The organism is Phaeocystidibacter marisrubri (genome assembly GCF_008933165.1).
Lineage (GTDB): Bacteria > Bacteroidota > Bacteroidia > Flavobacteriales > Schleiferiaceae > Phaeocystidibacter > Phaeocystidibacter marisrubri.
This window is the reverse complement of the sequence record NZ_WBVQ01000003.1, coordinates 253,302-270,027: the sequence shown is the minus strand read 5'-3', so window position 1 is coordinate 270,027 and position 16,726 is coordinate 253,302. Positions and strand designations below refer to the sequence as shown.

At 44.8% G+C, this 16,726-nt stretch carries 15 protein-coding genes; 7 read left to right on the top strand and 8 right to left on the bottom strand.

The genetic code is table 11. The annotated features are described in order from the left end of the window. The first annotated feature begins 6 nt into the window (after nucleotides 1-6). From F8C82_RS14320 to F8C82_RS14295, 6 genes are all read left to right on the top strand, one after another. A complete protein-coding gene (locus F8C82_RS14320) occupies nucleotides 7-426 on the top strand; it encodes a FixH family protein (RefSeq protein WP_151694301.1) in 420 nt (139 codons plus the stop codon). Next, the gene (locus F8C82_RS14315; RefSeq protein ID WP_151694300.1) at nucleotides 426-1,127 is read left to right on the top strand and encodes a sulfite exporter TauE/SafE family protein; all 702 of its coding nucleotides are present in this window, start codon (nucleotides 426-428) and stop codon (nucleotides 1,125-1,127) included. The genes F8C82_RS14320 and F8C82_RS14315 overlap by 1 nt, the downstream gene beginning before the upstream one ends. 56 nt (nucleotides 1,128-1,183) lie before the next feature. After that, nucleotides 1,184-1,993 (top strand): universal stress protein, encoded by an 810-nt coding sequence (locus F8C82_RS14310; RefSeq protein WP_151694299.1) that lies wholly within the window; start codon nucleotides 1,184-1,186, stop codon nucleotides 1,991-1,993. A 76-nt stretch (nucleotides 1,994-2,069) separates the two neighbouring features. After that, nucleotides 2,070-2,861, top strand: coding sequence for a hypothetical protein (locus tag F8C82_RS14305; protein WP_151694298.1), 792 nt, complete (start codon nucleotides 2,070-2,072; stop codon nucleotides 2,859-2,861). Nucleotides 2,862-2,940: 79 nt separating this feature from the next. Continuing rightward, the gene (locus F8C82_RS14300; protein ID WP_170266283.1) at nucleotides 2,941-4,422 is read left to right on the top strand and encodes a sensor histidine kinase; all 1,482 of its coding nucleotides are present in this window, start codon (nucleotides 2,941-2,943) and stop codon (nucleotides 4,420-4,422) included. Continuing rightward, a complete protein-coding gene (locus F8C82_RS14295; protein WP_151694296.1) occupies nucleotides 4,419-4,817 on the top strand; it encodes a response regulator in 399 nt (132 codons plus the stop codon). The genes F8C82_RS14300 and F8C82_RS14295 overlap by 4 nt, the downstream gene beginning before the upstream one ends. 56 nt (nucleotides 4,818-4,873) lie before the next feature. Here the strand turns inward: F8C82_RS14295 and frr are convergent, their stop codons facing one another. From frr to rplM, 7 genes are all read right to left on the bottom strand, one after another. Next, on the bottom strand, nucleotides 4,874-5,437 hold the full coding sequence (gene frr, locus F8C82_RS14290) for a ribosome recycling factor (RefSeq protein WP_151694350.1): 564 nt from the start codon (nucleotides 5,435-5,437) through the stop codon (nucleotides 4,874-4,876). Nucleotides 5,438-5,488: 51 nt separating this feature from the next. Further along, nucleotides 5,489-7,633: a T9SS type A sorting domain-containing protein gene (locus F8C82_RS14285; protein WP_151694295.1), complete on the bottom strand. Its 2,145-nt coding sequence runs from the start codon at nucleotides 7,631-7,633 to the stop codon at nucleotides 5,489-5,491. A gap of 42 nt (nucleotides 7,634-7,675) precedes the next feature. Next, nucleotides 7,676-8,383 (bottom strand): UMP kinase, encoded by a 708-nt coding sequence (gene pyrH, locus F8C82_RS14280; RefSeq protein WP_151694294.1) that lies wholly within the window; start codon nucleotides 8,381-8,383, stop codon nucleotides 7,676-7,678. A gap of 176 nt (nucleotides 8,384-8,559) precedes the next feature. After that, a complete protein-coding gene (gene tsf, locus F8C82_RS14275; protein WP_151694293.1) occupies nucleotides 8,560-9,387 on the bottom strand; it encodes a translation elongation factor Ts in 828 nt (275 codons plus the stop codon). Nucleotides 9,388-9,490: 103 nt separating this feature from the next. Then, nucleotides 9,491-10,246 carry a 30S ribosomal protein S2 gene (gene rpsB, locus F8C82_RS14270; protein ID WP_151694292.1) on the bottom strand — a complete coding sequence of 252 codons (756 nt, stop codon included), beginning with the start codon at nucleotides 10,244-10,246 and terminating at the stop codon, nucleotides 9,491-9,493. 81 nt (nucleotides 10,247-10,327) lie between these two features. Continuing rightward, nucleotides 10,328-10,714 (bottom strand): 30S ribosomal protein S9, encoded by a 387-nt coding sequence (gene rpsI, locus F8C82_RS14265; RefSeq protein WP_151694291.1) that lies wholly within the window; start codon nucleotides 10,712-10,714, stop codon nucleotides 10,328-10,330. A gap of 2 nt (nucleotides 10,715-10,716) precedes the next feature. After that, nucleotides 10,717-11,172, bottom strand: coding sequence for a 50S ribosomal protein L13 (gene rplM, locus F8C82_RS14260; protein ID WP_151694349.1), 456 nt, complete (start codon nucleotides 11,170-11,172; stop codon nucleotides 10,717-10,719). A gap of 229 nt (nucleotides 11,173-11,401) precedes the next feature. Between rplM and F8C82_RS14255 the strand changes: the two genes are divergently transcribed. Further along, nucleotides 11,402-13,438: a M43 family zinc metalloprotease gene (locus F8C82_RS14255; RefSeq protein WP_170266282.1), complete on the top strand. Its 2,037-nt coding sequence runs from the start codon at nucleotides 11,402-11,404 to the stop codon at nucleotides 13,436-13,438. 59 nt (nucleotides 13,439-13,497) lie between these two features. Here the strand turns inward: F8C82_RS14255 and F8C82_RS14250 are convergent, their stop codons facing one another. Continuing rightward, nucleotides 13,498-16,653, bottom strand: coding sequence for a WD40/YVTN/BNR-like repeat-containing protein (locus F8C82_RS14250; RefSeq protein ID WP_151694289.1), 3,156 nt, complete (start codon nucleotides 16,651-16,653; stop codon nucleotides 13,498-13,500). Between the last annotated feature and the right edge of the window lie 73 nt (nucleotides 16,654-16,726).

The window sequence follows — 16,726 nt, the reverse complement described above, 5'->3', positions numbered from 1 at the left end:
AAGATTATGAAATTCAATTGGGGACACGGAATCACGCTAACGCTGATTGCCTTCATCGGTTTCATCGCATTCTTGGTGCGAGGAACCTTCATGGAGCGTGTGGACTTAACATCCGAAGACTATTACCAGCGTGAGGTAGATTTTGAAGATGAACGTCATGAACTCATGGCTGCCGACAAGCTCGGTGAAGTAACTCTAGAAGACAATGGTGAGTCCATTCAACTCAACATACCTGGCGAAAATTGGAATGATGTAAAAGTGAACTTCTACAGAAATGACAATGCCGAAATGGACTTTGAAATTGTATCCACTCCTGAAAATGGAAGTATCCACTTGGATAAACCCGATTCAGGAATGTGGAGTATTGAGATTATTGCGAACCGCGATAGCGAAGTGTATCGCTGGAAATTCTCACAATTTATCTGATGGACTTTTTACTACCCGGAATTATTATAGGCCTAATGGGCAGCTTACACTGTGCCGTCATGTGTGGTCCGATAGCACTGGCGCTGCCCATTGGCCGTTCGGGTAAATATACGAGTCATCTTTTGCACCAAGGTGGAAGAGTTATGACTTATGCGATTTTAGGGGCCATTGTGGGAACCTTGGGGGCGGGAATCTCCTTTGCGGGATGGCAGCAACCTTTGAGTATAGCCGTAGGCGTCATGCTCATTGCCGGACTACTCAGCAAGTGGCCTACGCTCCTCAACTGGAAACCTTATCGCAGGTTCTACGGCTCCCTCCAGAAAAACTTTACCACCAAATTGAAAGGAGCCAAAGCTCATCGCTTCTTGCTTACCGGTATGATCAATGGACTTCTTCCTTGTGGACTCGTTTACGCCGCATTGATTAGTTCTCTGGGAACAGGTAGCACCACAGATGGAGTCATGATGATGATCGGCTTTGGTTTGGGAACAGGACCACTTTTGCTCGTAATTGGATGGAGCGGTTCTTTCATTGTTGATAAATTGCGCGGCCATGTTCGTTTTGCTATTCCAGTAGTAGTGGGCGTAATGGCGACCTTCTTCATTTTGAGAGGAATGGGTTTGAGTATTCCATATATCAGTCCTGGTGACGATGCTCTTCAAACCGAAATGGTTTCAGAAAATCCTCCAAGCTGTCACTAAAACCCGCGGAAACACCCACGGCATTTCGTATCTTTAGTGTAATCAATGACCACATCATGAAACGCATCATATTCCCTACCGACTTTTCTGAAGCAGCTGATAAAGCGCTTGAGTTTGCTATTGAAATTTGCAAAAGAGCCAATCTGGAAATGCTCATTGTAAATGCTTACGACTTGCCTTACGCACAAAATGTAATGAGCACTTCTCTCATTGACATCATGCGTGAAAACAGCGAAAACAGCTTAAAAGAAATTGCGGATAAAGTGAAAGCAGCAGGAATTCCATGCAGCACCAGAAGCTTAATGGGGAACCCTATTCGCGTCATCAAGGAAATCACTAAAAAAGATCCAGAATCTGGTGTAGTGATGGGTACAAAAGGCGCGAGTGGAATTGAAGAAGTTCTCATTGGTTCCAATGCCGCAAGCGTTCTTCAGAGCATTGATGTGCCAGTATTGGCCATTCCATATAAGGCTGAATTCCGCAATATCAAGCGTATTGTTTATTGCACCGACTTCCGATCTAACAAAAACGATAGAGCACTTCGTCGCCTTGCTACTCTTGCAGGATTCTTTGGTGCTGAAATCATGATTCTACATGTTCAGTTAGAAGGACAGGCCGACCTTGCCACTGAGCAACGTCACAAATTCGACCATCACTTGAAGGATATTCCATACAGCTTCCACATCCTCAAGTCTAATAATGTAGAGCAGGCCATCTTGGATTTCACCAAGGAAAAAGACGCAGATATGCTGGCTCTTCTCACAAGGAAGTACGGTGTAATCCGCGGATTGTTCCACTCTAGTTTAACGAACAAAGTGGCCTTCCACAGTCAACTTCCAATTCTTGCACTACACGAATCCGAGTAATTCGAGGATTTATTTGCTTTTTCATTCGAAAGGTTCGAACTTCTAGTTCCTCTCTAGAGGGCTTTACACACGTACTATGAATGAAAGGGTCTCAGCTCTGAACGCAACCGATGTTGTGTTCCACAGAGTATCATTATATATCTCCAAAATTGGTTTCGCGCTCTTGGAACAACGAGGTGATCAATCCCAGAACAATGTGGGATGGAACATTGAGCGAAAACGTATTGAAGGTAGATGGGTTGAAGGGCAGGTGGGAGAATTCCGCTTGACCTTCGACCCTATCGACTATGAACTGAAGTGGGAAAATAGAAGTCGGCAGTTAGTAGACCGCATTGGCTTGAAGAATACCAGCATTGCCGACGTTGACCACTGGTGGCTTACAAGCACACATGCCATTTGTGGGGTGGAACTACACGAATTTAACTTCAGTAATCACACCCGTGATATCCACTTTGGATTTGACGTATTCCCCATCCTTCACCGCCAGGCAATACTCGACTGGATTCAGTTGCGAAGCAGAGGAGAACGTGCCTTACTTCAATTGAACAACCTCTTCACCGAAACAGTAAGAGTTCGTATTTGGCCGAACAATTTCCATTCTGAAATAACGGGACAAGTGGATGAATTCCTCTCTCTCAAAGGAGGAATAGCGCTCGCTGATGATCTAAACCGATCCCCCTACCTCTATTTAAATGGATACATCGCCAATCAACCTAAAGCCCTTCCAAAAATAGAAGCAAGCTTTGGACATTGGCTACAGGGCTCTCCATCGGGATACATCATTCCATTTGAAGAATACCTCAATGCACCTTTCCAACAGATTGTGGATTCCATTCTGAATGCGGCTGATCAAATTGTTAATAGTTAAGTGGAAATCGTTACCAAGAGTAAGGTGGCCTTATGCCCAAATTATTTATTTTGGAAGTAACTATTAATCCTTGCCGACTGTGTCTTTTTCTACCAACGACGAATTAAGCCGAATTAAACACGCTTTGAACAGTGTAAGTGTGGGGATTTGGCAATGGGATATCACAACCGGCAACGAGTGGTGGACAGACACATTCTTCACCATGTTAGGTTATGAAGTTGGCGACCTAGAACCCAGCTACCAAACTTTCATCAATGAACTGGCTCACCCGGATCACGTAGAACGTATCGAAAAGGCCATCGCCGCACATCTGGAACATGGAGTTGAATACCGACTCTCATTTCAAATGAAGAAGAAGTCGGGAGATTACCTCTGGGTACTTGCCTCTGGAGAAGCCATTCGAGATAAGTCGGGGAAGCCTGTATTCATGGCGGGAAGCAATGTCGACATTGAAAGAGAAGTTCAAATCCAACAAGAACTAGAGAAAAACCAGCTCTTCCTAGAGGAAACCGGAAGTCTTGCAAAAGTGGGTGGATGGGAAGTCGACCTCCAAAACATGACCACACAATGGTCGAAGGCGGTTTATGATATTCACGAAGTTCCCTATGACGAAGTAGTTCCAGTAGAGGATGCCATTAATTTCTTTCACGATGACGACAAAGAGCGCATTTCGACCGCTTTTGGCAAGGCCGTTAGTGAAAAGCTTCCCTACAGTGACACCTTTAGAATCATCACGAGAAGCAATAAAGAAGTTTATGTGCATGCCGTTGGAATCCCGGTTATGAATGAAGCCGGAGAGGTGGTTTCAGTGAGAGGCGTATTTCAAGACATTGACGATAGAGTTCGATCACAGTTGCTCACCGAAGACGCTCTTGCCACTTCAACTGAACAGAACCAACGGTTGGTCAACTTTGCGCACATTGTGAGTCACAACCTAAGGAATCATACCGGCAACCTGGAAATGTTGCTCTCTTTCCTAAAAGATTCCAAGGATGAACAAGATCGCGAAGACCTCATTGAAAAACTTCAAAATGTGGTTGAGAACTTATCCAATACACTCACCGATCTACACGACATCATCACAGTTCAGAATCAACAAGTGACCGACGTTGACGAAGTAGATTTCACCTCTATCGCTCACAAAATTGTCCAAATTTTAGCAGGAGATATTGATCGATTAGACGTTGATGTCCAAATCGATCTACCCCCTCAATTGTTGGGTAGGTTTTCCCAAATCTACGCCGATAGTGTCATGCTCAATTTGGTGAGCAATGCTATTCGCTACAGAAGTCCATCTAGGCGATTAGTCATTCATATTTACCATGATATCGATGAAAAATACATCAATATTCATGTGAAAGACAATGGATTAGGTATTGATCTAGAATTGCATAAAAATCGTATTTTTAGAATGTATGGAACCATACACACTCATCCGGATTCGAGAGGTGTGGGATTGTTCCTTATTAAGAACCAATTGGAATCTTCTGGAGGAGCAATCTCAGTGGAAAGCACTCCTGATGAAGGAACCACTTTTACCATTCATATTCCACGCACATGAGTGTAGTTGATTTAGCATATTTAATTGATGACGACGATATCTACGTATTCGGGATGAAACGTATGATTAAAGCAAATCAACTCTGCGATGAACTCTTGACCTTCACCAATGGAGCTGACGCAATTGATTTTATCAACGAAAGAATAGCTTCAAAGTCTTCTCTTCCCAAGGTCATCTTAATAGACATCAACATGCCCGTAATGGACGGATGGGGATTTATAGATGAATTCGCTAAAATTCCAGCGGAATTTACAGACGGCGTTACGGTTTATATGATTAGTTCGTCTGTACAAGAGGAAGATCGCATGAAAGCGGAATCCATCAATCTGATCAAGAGTTATCACGTCAAACCCATTGACAAAGAAGAATTGATCAGTATGTTTCAAGTTGCATAAATTAAAAAAGCCCCTTCACCAATTTTGGTAAGGGGCTTTTTTAATGCTGTATCCTATTAGATCTTCATGATATCCTCTTCCTTCTTGATGAGGTGATCATCTACTTTCTTATTGTAAGCGTTGGTAAGCTCTTGAATTTCATTTTCGAGATCCTTCGCTGTATCTTCCGGCAAGCCGTCTTTTTCGAGCTTCTTAATCTCGTCGTTGGCGTCCTTGCGAGCGCTGCGGATACCCACTCTACAGTCTTCCGCTTCGGCTTTGGCCATTTTCACCAAATCACGTCGACGTTCTTCGGTAAGAGGTGGAATATTGATAATAACCGCTTCGCCGTTATTCTGAGGGTTCAAACCAAGGTTAGCCACCATAATGGCGCGCTCGATGTCTTGAATAATAGACTTCTCCCAAGGTTGAACAGAAAGTGTACGCGCATCTGGAGTAGAGATATTACTCACCTGCGAAAGTGGAGTCATTGCACCGTAGTACTCAACTTTTACACTTTCCAACATCGCAGGATTGGCTCTACCCGCACGGATTTTCAATAGTTCTTTCTCCAAGTGAGTAATGCTGCGTTGCATACTCTCTTTGGCTGTATCCAGAATGAATTGTATCTCGTCTTCCATGGCGTGAAAATACTTCTTTTTCACATTTGTTGCTTTCAATATGAGAGAGAGTTATCTCGATATGATAATCTTTTCACTTCGTCGATCACCGTCAATGCTCGTAATCTCACAAATCCAAACGCCTGGCTCTAGTCTTGAAACATCGAGTATTACCCTATTTCCACGATCAGCCTTCACCATGACGGTTCTTCCCAAAACACTATACAGTCGAACATGTGAAATCCGTTGATATTCAGACTCTATGACAACTTCGTATGTGGCTGGATTGGGGAAAATCTTAAAATGAGGAATCTGTTCTTCAAGAGATACCTCTCGGTACGGGTAGCAATCTGAAGTATCCGTGCAATTACCCATAGTGATGATAACGGCATAAACGCCATTTGATGTAGGTCTAAAAGTTGAACTTGTTTGCCCCACGACAATGGGTATTCCGCTAGAATTACATCTAATCCATTGATAAGTGGCAGATGGCATGCTAGGAACGGTTAATGTTCCATTGATATTCAACAAGGAGGACTCCAAGTTATATGCATATAGAATTCCGATAGAATCAAGTCCAGAGCTACTAATCGCTTCCTCCCTATACACCCCTTGCTCGAAATAGGTATCGCCCCACCATTGAACCGAATCACAAAGCAGTACAGAATCAATTACTATGATAGCCCCTTCCGTAGCACCTATATCACGGACGCCAAGAATGGGACCATCCTGACAATGCGATGTATCATTGGGATTCCCAACGTCAATTAATACGCTCGATTTGCTCGGTCTCATTGTAGGAGTATTGCCTGAGCTTAATACGAGGGGATTCAAAGCGGCATCCTGCTTGGTCACACCTGTCCTATCTGATGCAACACCGAAGGAAGGAACTCCCTCAAAAGCATTAAACCCTACGGAGCTCATATATCCATTGGAAACCACTCCCGGCCCGAACTGGGACGTATTCTCCACAAACAAACACCCTGACAAATTTGACATTAAGGTTTGATGGAGATATAGAGCAGCGGCCGTAGAATCTGAATGATTCTCGTAAAACGTACAGTTAGTTATGTTAAGACTTTCATTAGCACCATAATTATCATATCCTCCTAAAGCTCCACCCACAACTGCAGAATTGCGAGTGAAAGTGCAGTTTCTTACTTGAGAATCATATCCGGTAATTCGGAAATATGCTCCGCCTCCCATCCATCCAGCAGTATTATTCTCAAACGTCGAGTTTGTGATATCAATACCGCCGAAGATCCACATAGCCCCACCTAATTCTGCGTTATTATTCGCGAAGTACAGTGACTCACATGTGAGTCGGCGAGTGTGACTAACTATTGCCCCACCTTCAGAAAAGTCGGAAGGATCTTGAGGGTGAAATTCTGCAACAACATTATCTATAAATCTCGTATTACTGATATAAGCAGAGTCTGAGACAATGAGTAAAGCCCCCCCATACGCAAAGTGCTTATGGTCAATCGTATTGGATATGTTTCTAAGGAAAGAACAATTCTCAATAGAAACATCAGCATCTCCACTTTGAGATTGAGAAACGTTTACAGCACCTCCAGCAAAAAGGGCTTCATTCTCGATGAAATCACATCCTTTAATAACGATACTGTCCGAAGCACCTACATGGAGCGCACCACCATTTGCCGCTCGGCATCCCACAAAACGACAATCTTCTATTCTCGAAGTAACACTCTCTCGAATGAACAATGCCCCTCCATTAATAAAAAACCGTTGATTCTGTTCTACGAAAGAATCCACCTTGCAGCTCACAAATGTGCACGACTCCACTACGACCTCACCTTCGGAAATCAAATAGATAGCTCCACCAAATCTCCCACCGTTGTTGCAGTTCAGAACACTCAGGTTCTTTAAATAATACGATCTAGGATAGGAATACGACCATGTATTGTACAAGAAGGAACTGTTTCCACCACCATCGATATGGATGGTATCTGTTGCGTTCATTGCACCGATAATAGTCAGGCTGTATCCAGCCTCAATGGGAGAATATAAGTGAATTGTATCACTACCATTCCATAGCAATTGAGGAGATAAAGCAACGGTATCACCATCACTGCTTTGGGCAATCATATACCGCAGACTCCCTGGTCCGGAATCATGGGTATTGGTCACCACGTAGGTATTGGCAAAAGAGCCAAGCGATAAGAAAAGAAAAAGGATGAGGAGGATATACCGCATGAGAGAGTGAATTACCCTCTCAAGTTAGTAAAAATGAAAAGCTTACTTCTCTACAAGTGTACCGATGTTCTCTCCTTTCACCACTCTCACCAAGTTACCACGTGTATTCATATCGAATACAACGATAGGTAGATTGTTCTCTTTAGAGAGTGTGAAAGCCGTAAGGTCCATCACATTCAGACCTCGTTTATACACCTCTTCAAACGAAAGCGTATCGAACTTGGTAGCTGTGCTATCCTTTTCAGGATCGGCCGTATAAATACCATCAACACGGGTACCTTTTAGGATCACATCGGCTTCAATCTCGATAGCGCGGAGAGTCGCTGCAGTATCAGTTGTAAAATAGGGGTTACCCGTTCCACCACCAAAGATGACTACTCGTCCTTTCTCCAGATGACGCACCGCTCTTCTGCGAATGAACGGTTCGGCAATTTGATCCATCTTGATTGCAGATTGCAGTCGCGTATAAACGCCTACTTCCTCCAAGGCCGACTGAAGTGCCAAACCGTTGATCATGGTTGCTAGCATCCCCATGTGGTCGCCTTGAACGCGATCCATACCCTCACTTGCTCCTTGAACACCACGGAAGATATTTCCTCCACCAATTACAATCCCAACTTGAGCACCAGCTTCTACCACTTCCTTCACTTCCATCGCATATTCGCGTATACGATCGCCAGAAATGCCATACTGTTGATCACCCATGAGGGCTTCACCGCTTAACTTGAGTAGAATTCGTTGGTACTTCATGGAGTCTATTTGTAGAGTTGGGCAAATATAGCAAGGATGCCCGAACGAAAGCAGATAAAAAACCCTTCTTTGCAATGATTTTTGCAGACTTCAGTCCAATGAGTGTTGACATTAGACAAAAGCAAAAAACCCCTCCAACTTTCGTCGGAGGGGTTTCTATATCGAGGCATTCAGAATTACATACCCAAACCTACGCGCTTGAATCCAGTCACAGTAAGACCTTTTTCAACGCCGTCCAAGTACTTAGATACTGAAAGCTTGCTGTCTTTGATGAAGTCTTGGTCAACCAACGTGTTCTCTTTAAAGAACTTGTTCAATTTACCTTGAGCAATCTTCTCAACCATATCCTCAGGCTTACCTTCTTGACGAATTTGATCGCGGATGATATCCATTTCACGGTCAATCGCCTCTTGAGTAACGCTTGAGCGGTCAAGAGCAACTGGGTTCATTGCAGCAGCTTGCATGGCTACGTCTTTAGCAGCTTCAGCAGCTTCGCCAGACAATGAAACAACAGAAGCAAGTTTGTTACCTGCGTGGATGTAAGAACCGATGAATTCACCTTCGATCTTCTCGAAAGCACCCAATTCAAGTTTCTCACCAATCACACCAGTTTGTTCTGTCAACTTATCAGCAACAGTCATAGAACCGTCGAAAGTTGAAGACAAAAGATCTTCCAAGGTAGCAGGGAAGTTCTCAAGTGCGATATCGGCCATTCTGTTAGCCAATTCAACGAAAGAATCGTTTTTAGCAACGAAGTCAGTTTCGCAATTCAAGCTGATGATAACACCACGCTTGTTATCGGCAGAAGCCTTAGCGATAACTGCACCTTCAGTAGCTTCGCGGTCAGCACGCTTAGCAGCGATTTTTTGACCTTTTTTGCGAAGGATGTCGATAGCTGCTTCGAAGTCACCGTTTGCTTCAACGAGTGCGTTCTTACAATCCATCATACCTGCGCCAGTCTGCTTGCGCAATTTATTTACGTCTGCGGCAGTGATTTTAGACATTTCTCAGAAATTTAAATCGGTCTTGAAACAAAAGTAGAGAAGAGACGAATCTCGGTTCATCTCTTCTCTTTTCATTCATCTGATTGTAAAGCTTCGGTAAAGCTTAGTCGTTGCTAGCTACTTTAGCAGCTTTCTTCGCAACTTTCTCGTTACCTGCCTTTTCTTTATCATTCTTGCGTTGTGCCAAACCGCCTTTGATAGCAGTAGTCACTTCAGACATGATGATAGAGATAGACTTAGAAGCGTCATCGTTTGCAGGGATAGGGAAGTCCACAAGAAGTGGGTCGCTATTTGTATCCACCATTGCGAAAACAGGGATATTCAATTTGCGAGCTTCCTCAACTGCGATGTGCTCACGAAGAACGTCAACAACAAAGATTGCTGCTGGAAGACGGCTCATATCTGCGATAGAACCCAAAGTCTTCTCAAGTTTAGCACGTTGACGATCCACTTGTAAGCGCTCACGCTTAGAAAGGGTGTTGAACGTACCGTCAGCCTTCATCTTGTCGATGTTAGACATCTTCTTGATGGCTTTGCGGATGGTTACGAAGTTCGTAAGCATACCACCAGCCCAACGCTCGGTAATGTATGGCATGTTCGCTTCTTTCGCGAATTCAGCCACAATGTCTTTACCTTGCTTCTTCGTAGCTACGAAGAGAATTTTACGACCTGAAGCAGCAATCTTGGCAAGAGCAGCATTTGCTTCGTCCAATTTTGCCTGGGTCTTTTGCAGGTCAATGATGTGGATACCATTGCGCTCCATAAAAATATAAGGAGCCATGTTTGGATGCCATTTTCTGGTCAGGTGACCAAAATGCACGCCGGCATCGAGCAGTGCTTTAACTTTATCTTGTGCCATATTATGGTTCGTTTACATTCGCTGAATGCAACTTTTAAGTAGCGGCTAGCGATCTTAAAAGTTTGGATCCTAAACGAAAAATTAGCGCTTGGAGAACTGGAACTTCTTGCGGGCTTTCTTTTGACCAAACTTCTTGCGTTCCACCATACGTGGGTCGCGAGTCAAAAGTCCTTCCGGCTTCAAAGCCGTTCTGTGCTCCGGATTGATTTCACAAAGTGCACGAGACAAACCAAGACGAATTGCTTCAGCTTGACCGGTGATACCACCGCCGTCAACGTTCACTTTCACGTCGTACTGACCTGTAGTTTCCGTAAGAGCAAATGCTTGCTCAATCTTGTAAACCAAGGTTGATACGGTGAAGTACTCTTTGTAGTCTTTACCATTAATAGTAATGGCGCCAGTACCTTCTTTAAGGTATACGCGGGCAACAGACGTCTTTCTTCTTCCGATTGTGTGCGTTACTGCCATGATCACTTAAATTCATTGAGGTTGATCACCGTAGGCTGCTGAGCTTCGTGCACGTGCTCTGAACCTTCGTATACATAAAGGTTTTTGAACATTGCACGTCCCAAGCGGTTCTTAGGAAGCATACCACGAACGGCATTCTCCACCAAACGGCGGACATTCTTTTCTTTAAGGTCGTTATAGCTGATACGGCGCTGTCCACCAGGGTAACCAGTGTACCAAATATGGTCACGGTCGGCACCCTTGTTACCAGACATTACTACTTTCTCAGCGTTGATGATGATAACGTTATCACCACAATCAACGTGAGGAGTAAAGTTTGGCTTGTGTTTGCCGCGGATCAGTTTAGCAACCTTGGAGGCGAGGCGACCCAGTGCCTGGCCTTCAGCATCAACAACAACCCACTGCTTGTCTACAGTAGCTGCGTTTGCTGAAACGGTTTTGTAACTCAAAGTATCCACAACTTTGTCAACTTTAATTATTGAATAAAACATACCCCTCCCAAAAGGGGCTGCGAAGTTACAATGTTTTTTGGAGTTTTAGCAAAACAAGGGTAACAATTTGAATTAAAAGCTATTGGTTTCATTATCTTTGACCCCCTGCCAACTATTTGAACGACTAACCTCGTATTATTTCGAACGACTAACCTCGTCTATATACTATAATCTAAAGGATGATTAAATGAGGTACTTGGCTATTTTAGCAATCGCTACACTTCTGAGCAATAACGCTCAATCACAACATCAACACGAGTCCCACTTCTGTGGATCGGACATCTACTTTGAACAACAAGCTCAGGCTCACCCTGAACTTCTCCTTCAACGAGAACGCGAAGTTAATGACTTCGTGGAGAACCCAAACATGTACGAATACAATTCGGAAAGTGCTATTCACACTATTCCCGTTGTTGTACACGTGATGTACTACAACTTTGAAGACAGCATCAGCGTAGCTCAGATTGAAGACGCTATTGATGTGGTCAACGAAGATTACAGTTTGACAAACTCAGACGCGGGTAATCTCCGCGCTCAATTCCAAAGCGTACAAGCGAACATGGAGTTCCGCTTTGAACTCGCTAAAGTTGACCCAAATGGAAAGGCAACAAATGGTATTACCTACCACCAAAGCGACCGCTCTTTAGGCGCCAACGACGCGATCAAAACGGAGTACAGCTGGAACAATACGAAGTACCTCAACATTTGGGTGGTTAACGCCATCGACCTTGGACTCCCCCCTTCTCAAGGAACCATCCTAGGGTATGCCGCATTCCCATACCAAGGTCAACCTGTTAACGATGATGGCATTGTGATTCGTCATGACCAAATGGGTAGAATCGGAACGGCACGTTCTAACGGTAGAACACTCACCCACGAAATTGGTCACTGGATTAACCTCCTCCACCCGTTTAACTATGGTTGTTCTAATGGTGGTGACCTCGTTGGCGACACGCCACCTGTAGCTAGTGCATCGTATGGATGTGACTTGAACAAAGTGAGTTGTGGTCAAACTACCATGATCGAGAATTTCATGGATTACGCAGATGATGTTTGTGCCAACACGTTTACCGCAGGCCAAAAAGCACGAGCAAAAGCATGTATGAACAATACTGCTTTTAACCGCGACAATATCGCTGCACCCGCTAACTTGATAGCTACCGGCGTGAACGGAGCAACGGTTACTGCCGCACCTACGGCTAACTTCACATTGGATCAACACATGGTTTGTGTGAATGATGCAGTTGACTTTACCAACTTGTCGGTTAGCTACATCAACGCCACTTACAACTGGTCTTTCTCTTCAGGTGGCACAACGGTAACTTCAACTCAAGAGAACCCAAGCATGACGTTCACTACCCCAGGAACGTATTCGGTTACTCTTACTGTGACGAATAGCTCTGGCACAGACACCAAGACGAAAACCGCGTACTTCCGAGTGGTTGATCCAAATGCTACTCCGTACGACAATAACTTCACAGCGACGTTTGAGAACAACATCCCGAACTTTACCTGGATGGTGATTGACGACGGTGACGGTAGACATTGGCAAACGACTACTCTCGCTTCTTATGGAGGAAGCAAATCAGCCCAAATGCCAACTTTCCTTTCTCTTGCTGGTGGAACGGATATCCTTCAAAGCACTCCAATGATGATGGATCAAACCGCTTCAGCAACACTTTCATTCCGTTACGCTTGGGCGAAAAGAGATAATTCCAACCAAGACCGACTCACCGTAACGGTCTCCACCGACTGTGGCGCAACTTGGTCTGTGGCTCGAATCTTCTCCTCATTCAGTTTGAACACCATCGGAAGCGGAGTGGCTACTTCTAACTTTGTTCCGAACAGCTCCCAATGGGCAGAGGGTACAGTCAACTTGAACAACTTCATCGGCGCTGATCCCATCATGATTCGTTTCAACTATATCTCTGACGGAGGTAACAACTTGTACTTGGACGAAATCAGAACGGCAGTTACTGTTGGTGTGGCAGAGAATGAGAACGGAATTCTTCGCGTTTACCCGAACCCAGCGAATGACTTGGTAACGGTAGACATGACTTCTGCCAACGAAGCAGATTGGACACTGATCAATATGAATGGCCAAACCGTAAAAGTGGGCAAACTTGAAAACGGAACAGGTACTATTGATATCACTGAACTGCCAAGCGGCATGTACATGCTACATCTCGTATCTAACGGAAAGACAACTACAGAAAGAGTCGTTGTTGAATAAGTTCGATATCTCTTATAAATAGAAAGGGCGTCCATAGTGGACGCCCTTTCTTATTTTAATCACTCTTGAATATTCATTCCTTCCAAGGGTTTAAAGAGCGGCAACTCCCTTTCTCTTATGTAGGTTTCAAACGCCTTCCAATCTTCTTCAAAAAAGGATTGGCCTTTGGCTAGAACACTTTCCGATGAAGATTCAAACAGTGCGGCCACGTTTCGCATATTGCCAGCAACGCGACCTCTATTCATCCATTTGTAATACCCTAGCATCCCCATTTTGAACGTCCAAGTGTTGGATTCATCGATGTAGCCTTCCGCATTTTCGGGACCGAATATGGCAGCGCGAACAACTTCTAACGAATCACTTACTGCCTTTATCTTCTCTTTCATTTCCGCTACCACACTATCGCCAAGTTCATCTTCTTGCATTTCCATGATTTTTTGAACCAGGGCGATGGATTTCTTCGCATCTCTCAAATTAGAGGACAGATTCGATACGGCTTCCACATACGGCATAGACTCTTTCATAAAGGCATAGTTCTCCTCCAAATCTGCTCGGCTTAAATTCAAGCGAGGATCTTGATCTACCTTTATCTGAACGTTAGATATGTAATCTGCTATTCGTAAATGAACGGTATACATGCCAGGCAGAACTGGAATAGACCCCGGATCAGAATGCTCTTGTTTAGGATTGGGTTCACTCATACTCGGCGCGCGCACCCCCTTCTCCATCATATCCCATGAAACGCGATTTAACCCATCCGTATACTCGCGCTCAATGTGACGAATGGTATCTCCGTTTGCGTCCACGATATCCCACTTGATGCGCTCATTCTTAGAAAAGGCCTCGTCTGTACTATCCACATTCACCCAGTATGAAAAGCGTGCATTATCGGTTCGGTTTTCTCCTGAATACACGGTTGATCCGGCAAAGCGGATTCCCAGCGCCTGACGATTAACCACGCGAAAGGCATCGGGAGCTTGAAAAGCGGTGAGAGGATCATCGCCAACCGTATTCCCTTCGGTAGCTAGAACTCGCAAAGGTCGAATGTCATCCAAAACCCAAGCTGAACGACCAAATGTTCCCAGCACCAAATCTCCATCTCTCTCTTGTATAGCCATGTCTGCTACAGGCACGGTTGGAAGGTCTTCTCCCCACTTCTGCCAATTCTCACCCGCATCAAACGATACGTATAACCCATTCTCCGTTCCCGCAAACACCAAACGCGGTTGAACCGGATCTGGCATCACAGACAAGACGTAGCCATCTACATCTTCCTCATCAATCACACGCGTAAAGGATGAACCATAATCAGTCGTGTGATAGAGGTACGGTGTCCAGTTATTGCGACGATAATCGTTCACTACAACATAAGCCTCACCCGCATTGGTAGGGCTTGAAACAACTTGAGGGATCCAAGCCCCTTTTGGCATTTCCTTTAGCTTCTTCTCCAGTGACTTACAATTTGCACCTCCATCAGTTGTAATAGAAAGTCGGCCATCGTCTGTACTTACCCAAATGACCTTTTCATTCACAGAACTGGGCTCGATGGCCAAAATGGTGGTGTAATTTTCAGCTCCGGTAACATCCATGGTTAAGCCACCACTGGTCTTTGCCTTTTGAAAGGCAGTGTCATTTGTGGTTAGGTCGGGAGAAATAATGGTCCAAGAATCTCCCATGTCGTCTGACTTATGGACGTATTGCGAACCGAAATAGATGGAGCTTGGATTGAACGGATTCTGTGCGATAGCGGCATTCCAATTGAAGCGCAATTCTTCTTGTTCGGGATGAACCGGACGAATAAACACGTTGTAGCCTGTCTCTAAATCGATTCTAGTCACATATCCCTCTTGCGCCATGGCGTAGGCAATAGTGGGATCGGTGGGATGGGGAACCACATCAAAACCATCTCCAAAGAAAAGCTCCTCCCATAGATCGTTTCGAATGCCTCCCGCTCTGTATGTATAAGCTGGCCCCATCCATGAGCCATTGTCCTGCATACCTCCATAGATATGGTAAGGCATTTCGTTATCCACATTAATATGATAGAACTGCGCAAGTGGCAGATTATCTACAAACCTCCAAGTAATTCCACCGTCGTAGGAAATATTCAGGCCGCCATCATTTCCGTCAATCACGTGGTCTGGGTTCTTTGGATTGATCCAAAAAGCGTGGTGATCTGGATGAATGAAACTGTATGGGCCTATGGTTTTCCACGACTTCCCTCCATCGTCTGAACGCGTAAGCACCGACCAAAGTGAGTAGATACGATCTGGTCGTTGAGGATCCACATAAATATCAGCGTAGTAAAAGGGACGATTGCCTATCTCATCGCCATCACTCACTTTATGCCAATTTCTCCCTCCATCTTCCGAGCGATACAGCGCATTCTTTTCGGTCGATTCTACCAGTGAGTACACAATGTTGGGGTCGCTTGCCGAAATCGCCAATCCACATCGTCCCAAATTCCCTTTAGGCAGGCCGTCTTCATCTGTCCGTTGCGTCCAATTTTCCCCACCGTCGTACGTCACATAAATACCACTGCCTTCTCCTCCACTTTTCAATTCCCATGGCCAGCGGCGATACTCCCACATAGCCACAATGAGTTTGTTGGGATTCTGAGGATCCATCACCATATCAGCCACACCTGTTCGGTTGTTCACATAGAGAATCTTCTCCCAAGTAGCACCTCCATCGGTAGTTTTGTACAAACCTCGCTCTTCACTATCTCCCCAAGCAACACCAATAGCGGCAACATAAACGGTATTCGGATGGGTGGGGTCAATAATCACACGATGGATATTCTTGGTTGCTTCTAAACCCAAATGCATCCAGGTCTCACCTCCGTCAATACTCTTAAAAACACCGTCGCCCGAACTTTGAGAATTGCGAGGATTTCCCTCGCCTGTTCCTACCCAAATCACGTCTGGATTGGTAGGATCAACCGCCACCGCTCCGATGGATGACGTGGACTCATGCTCAAAAATCGGTTTCCAAGATTGTCCGAAGTTTTCACTCTCCCACAAGCCACCTGAAGCGGACCCCACGTAAAGGGTATTGGTCAGCAAATCCATATCAATCGTCGTAATGCGCCCCGACATTCCAGCCGGACCTACATTTCGAAACTTCATGTTTTCAAGATCTTTCGGATCCACGGATTGAGCAGAAAGAGTCGCGGAAAAGAGCAAACTCGCCACGGCAAGTAGGTAGATTTTCATCAATGGTCAATTTTGAAGAGTGAATACCGAAAATACTAATCTGAATCAGTTTATCAGGGATTTGGTGATTCAT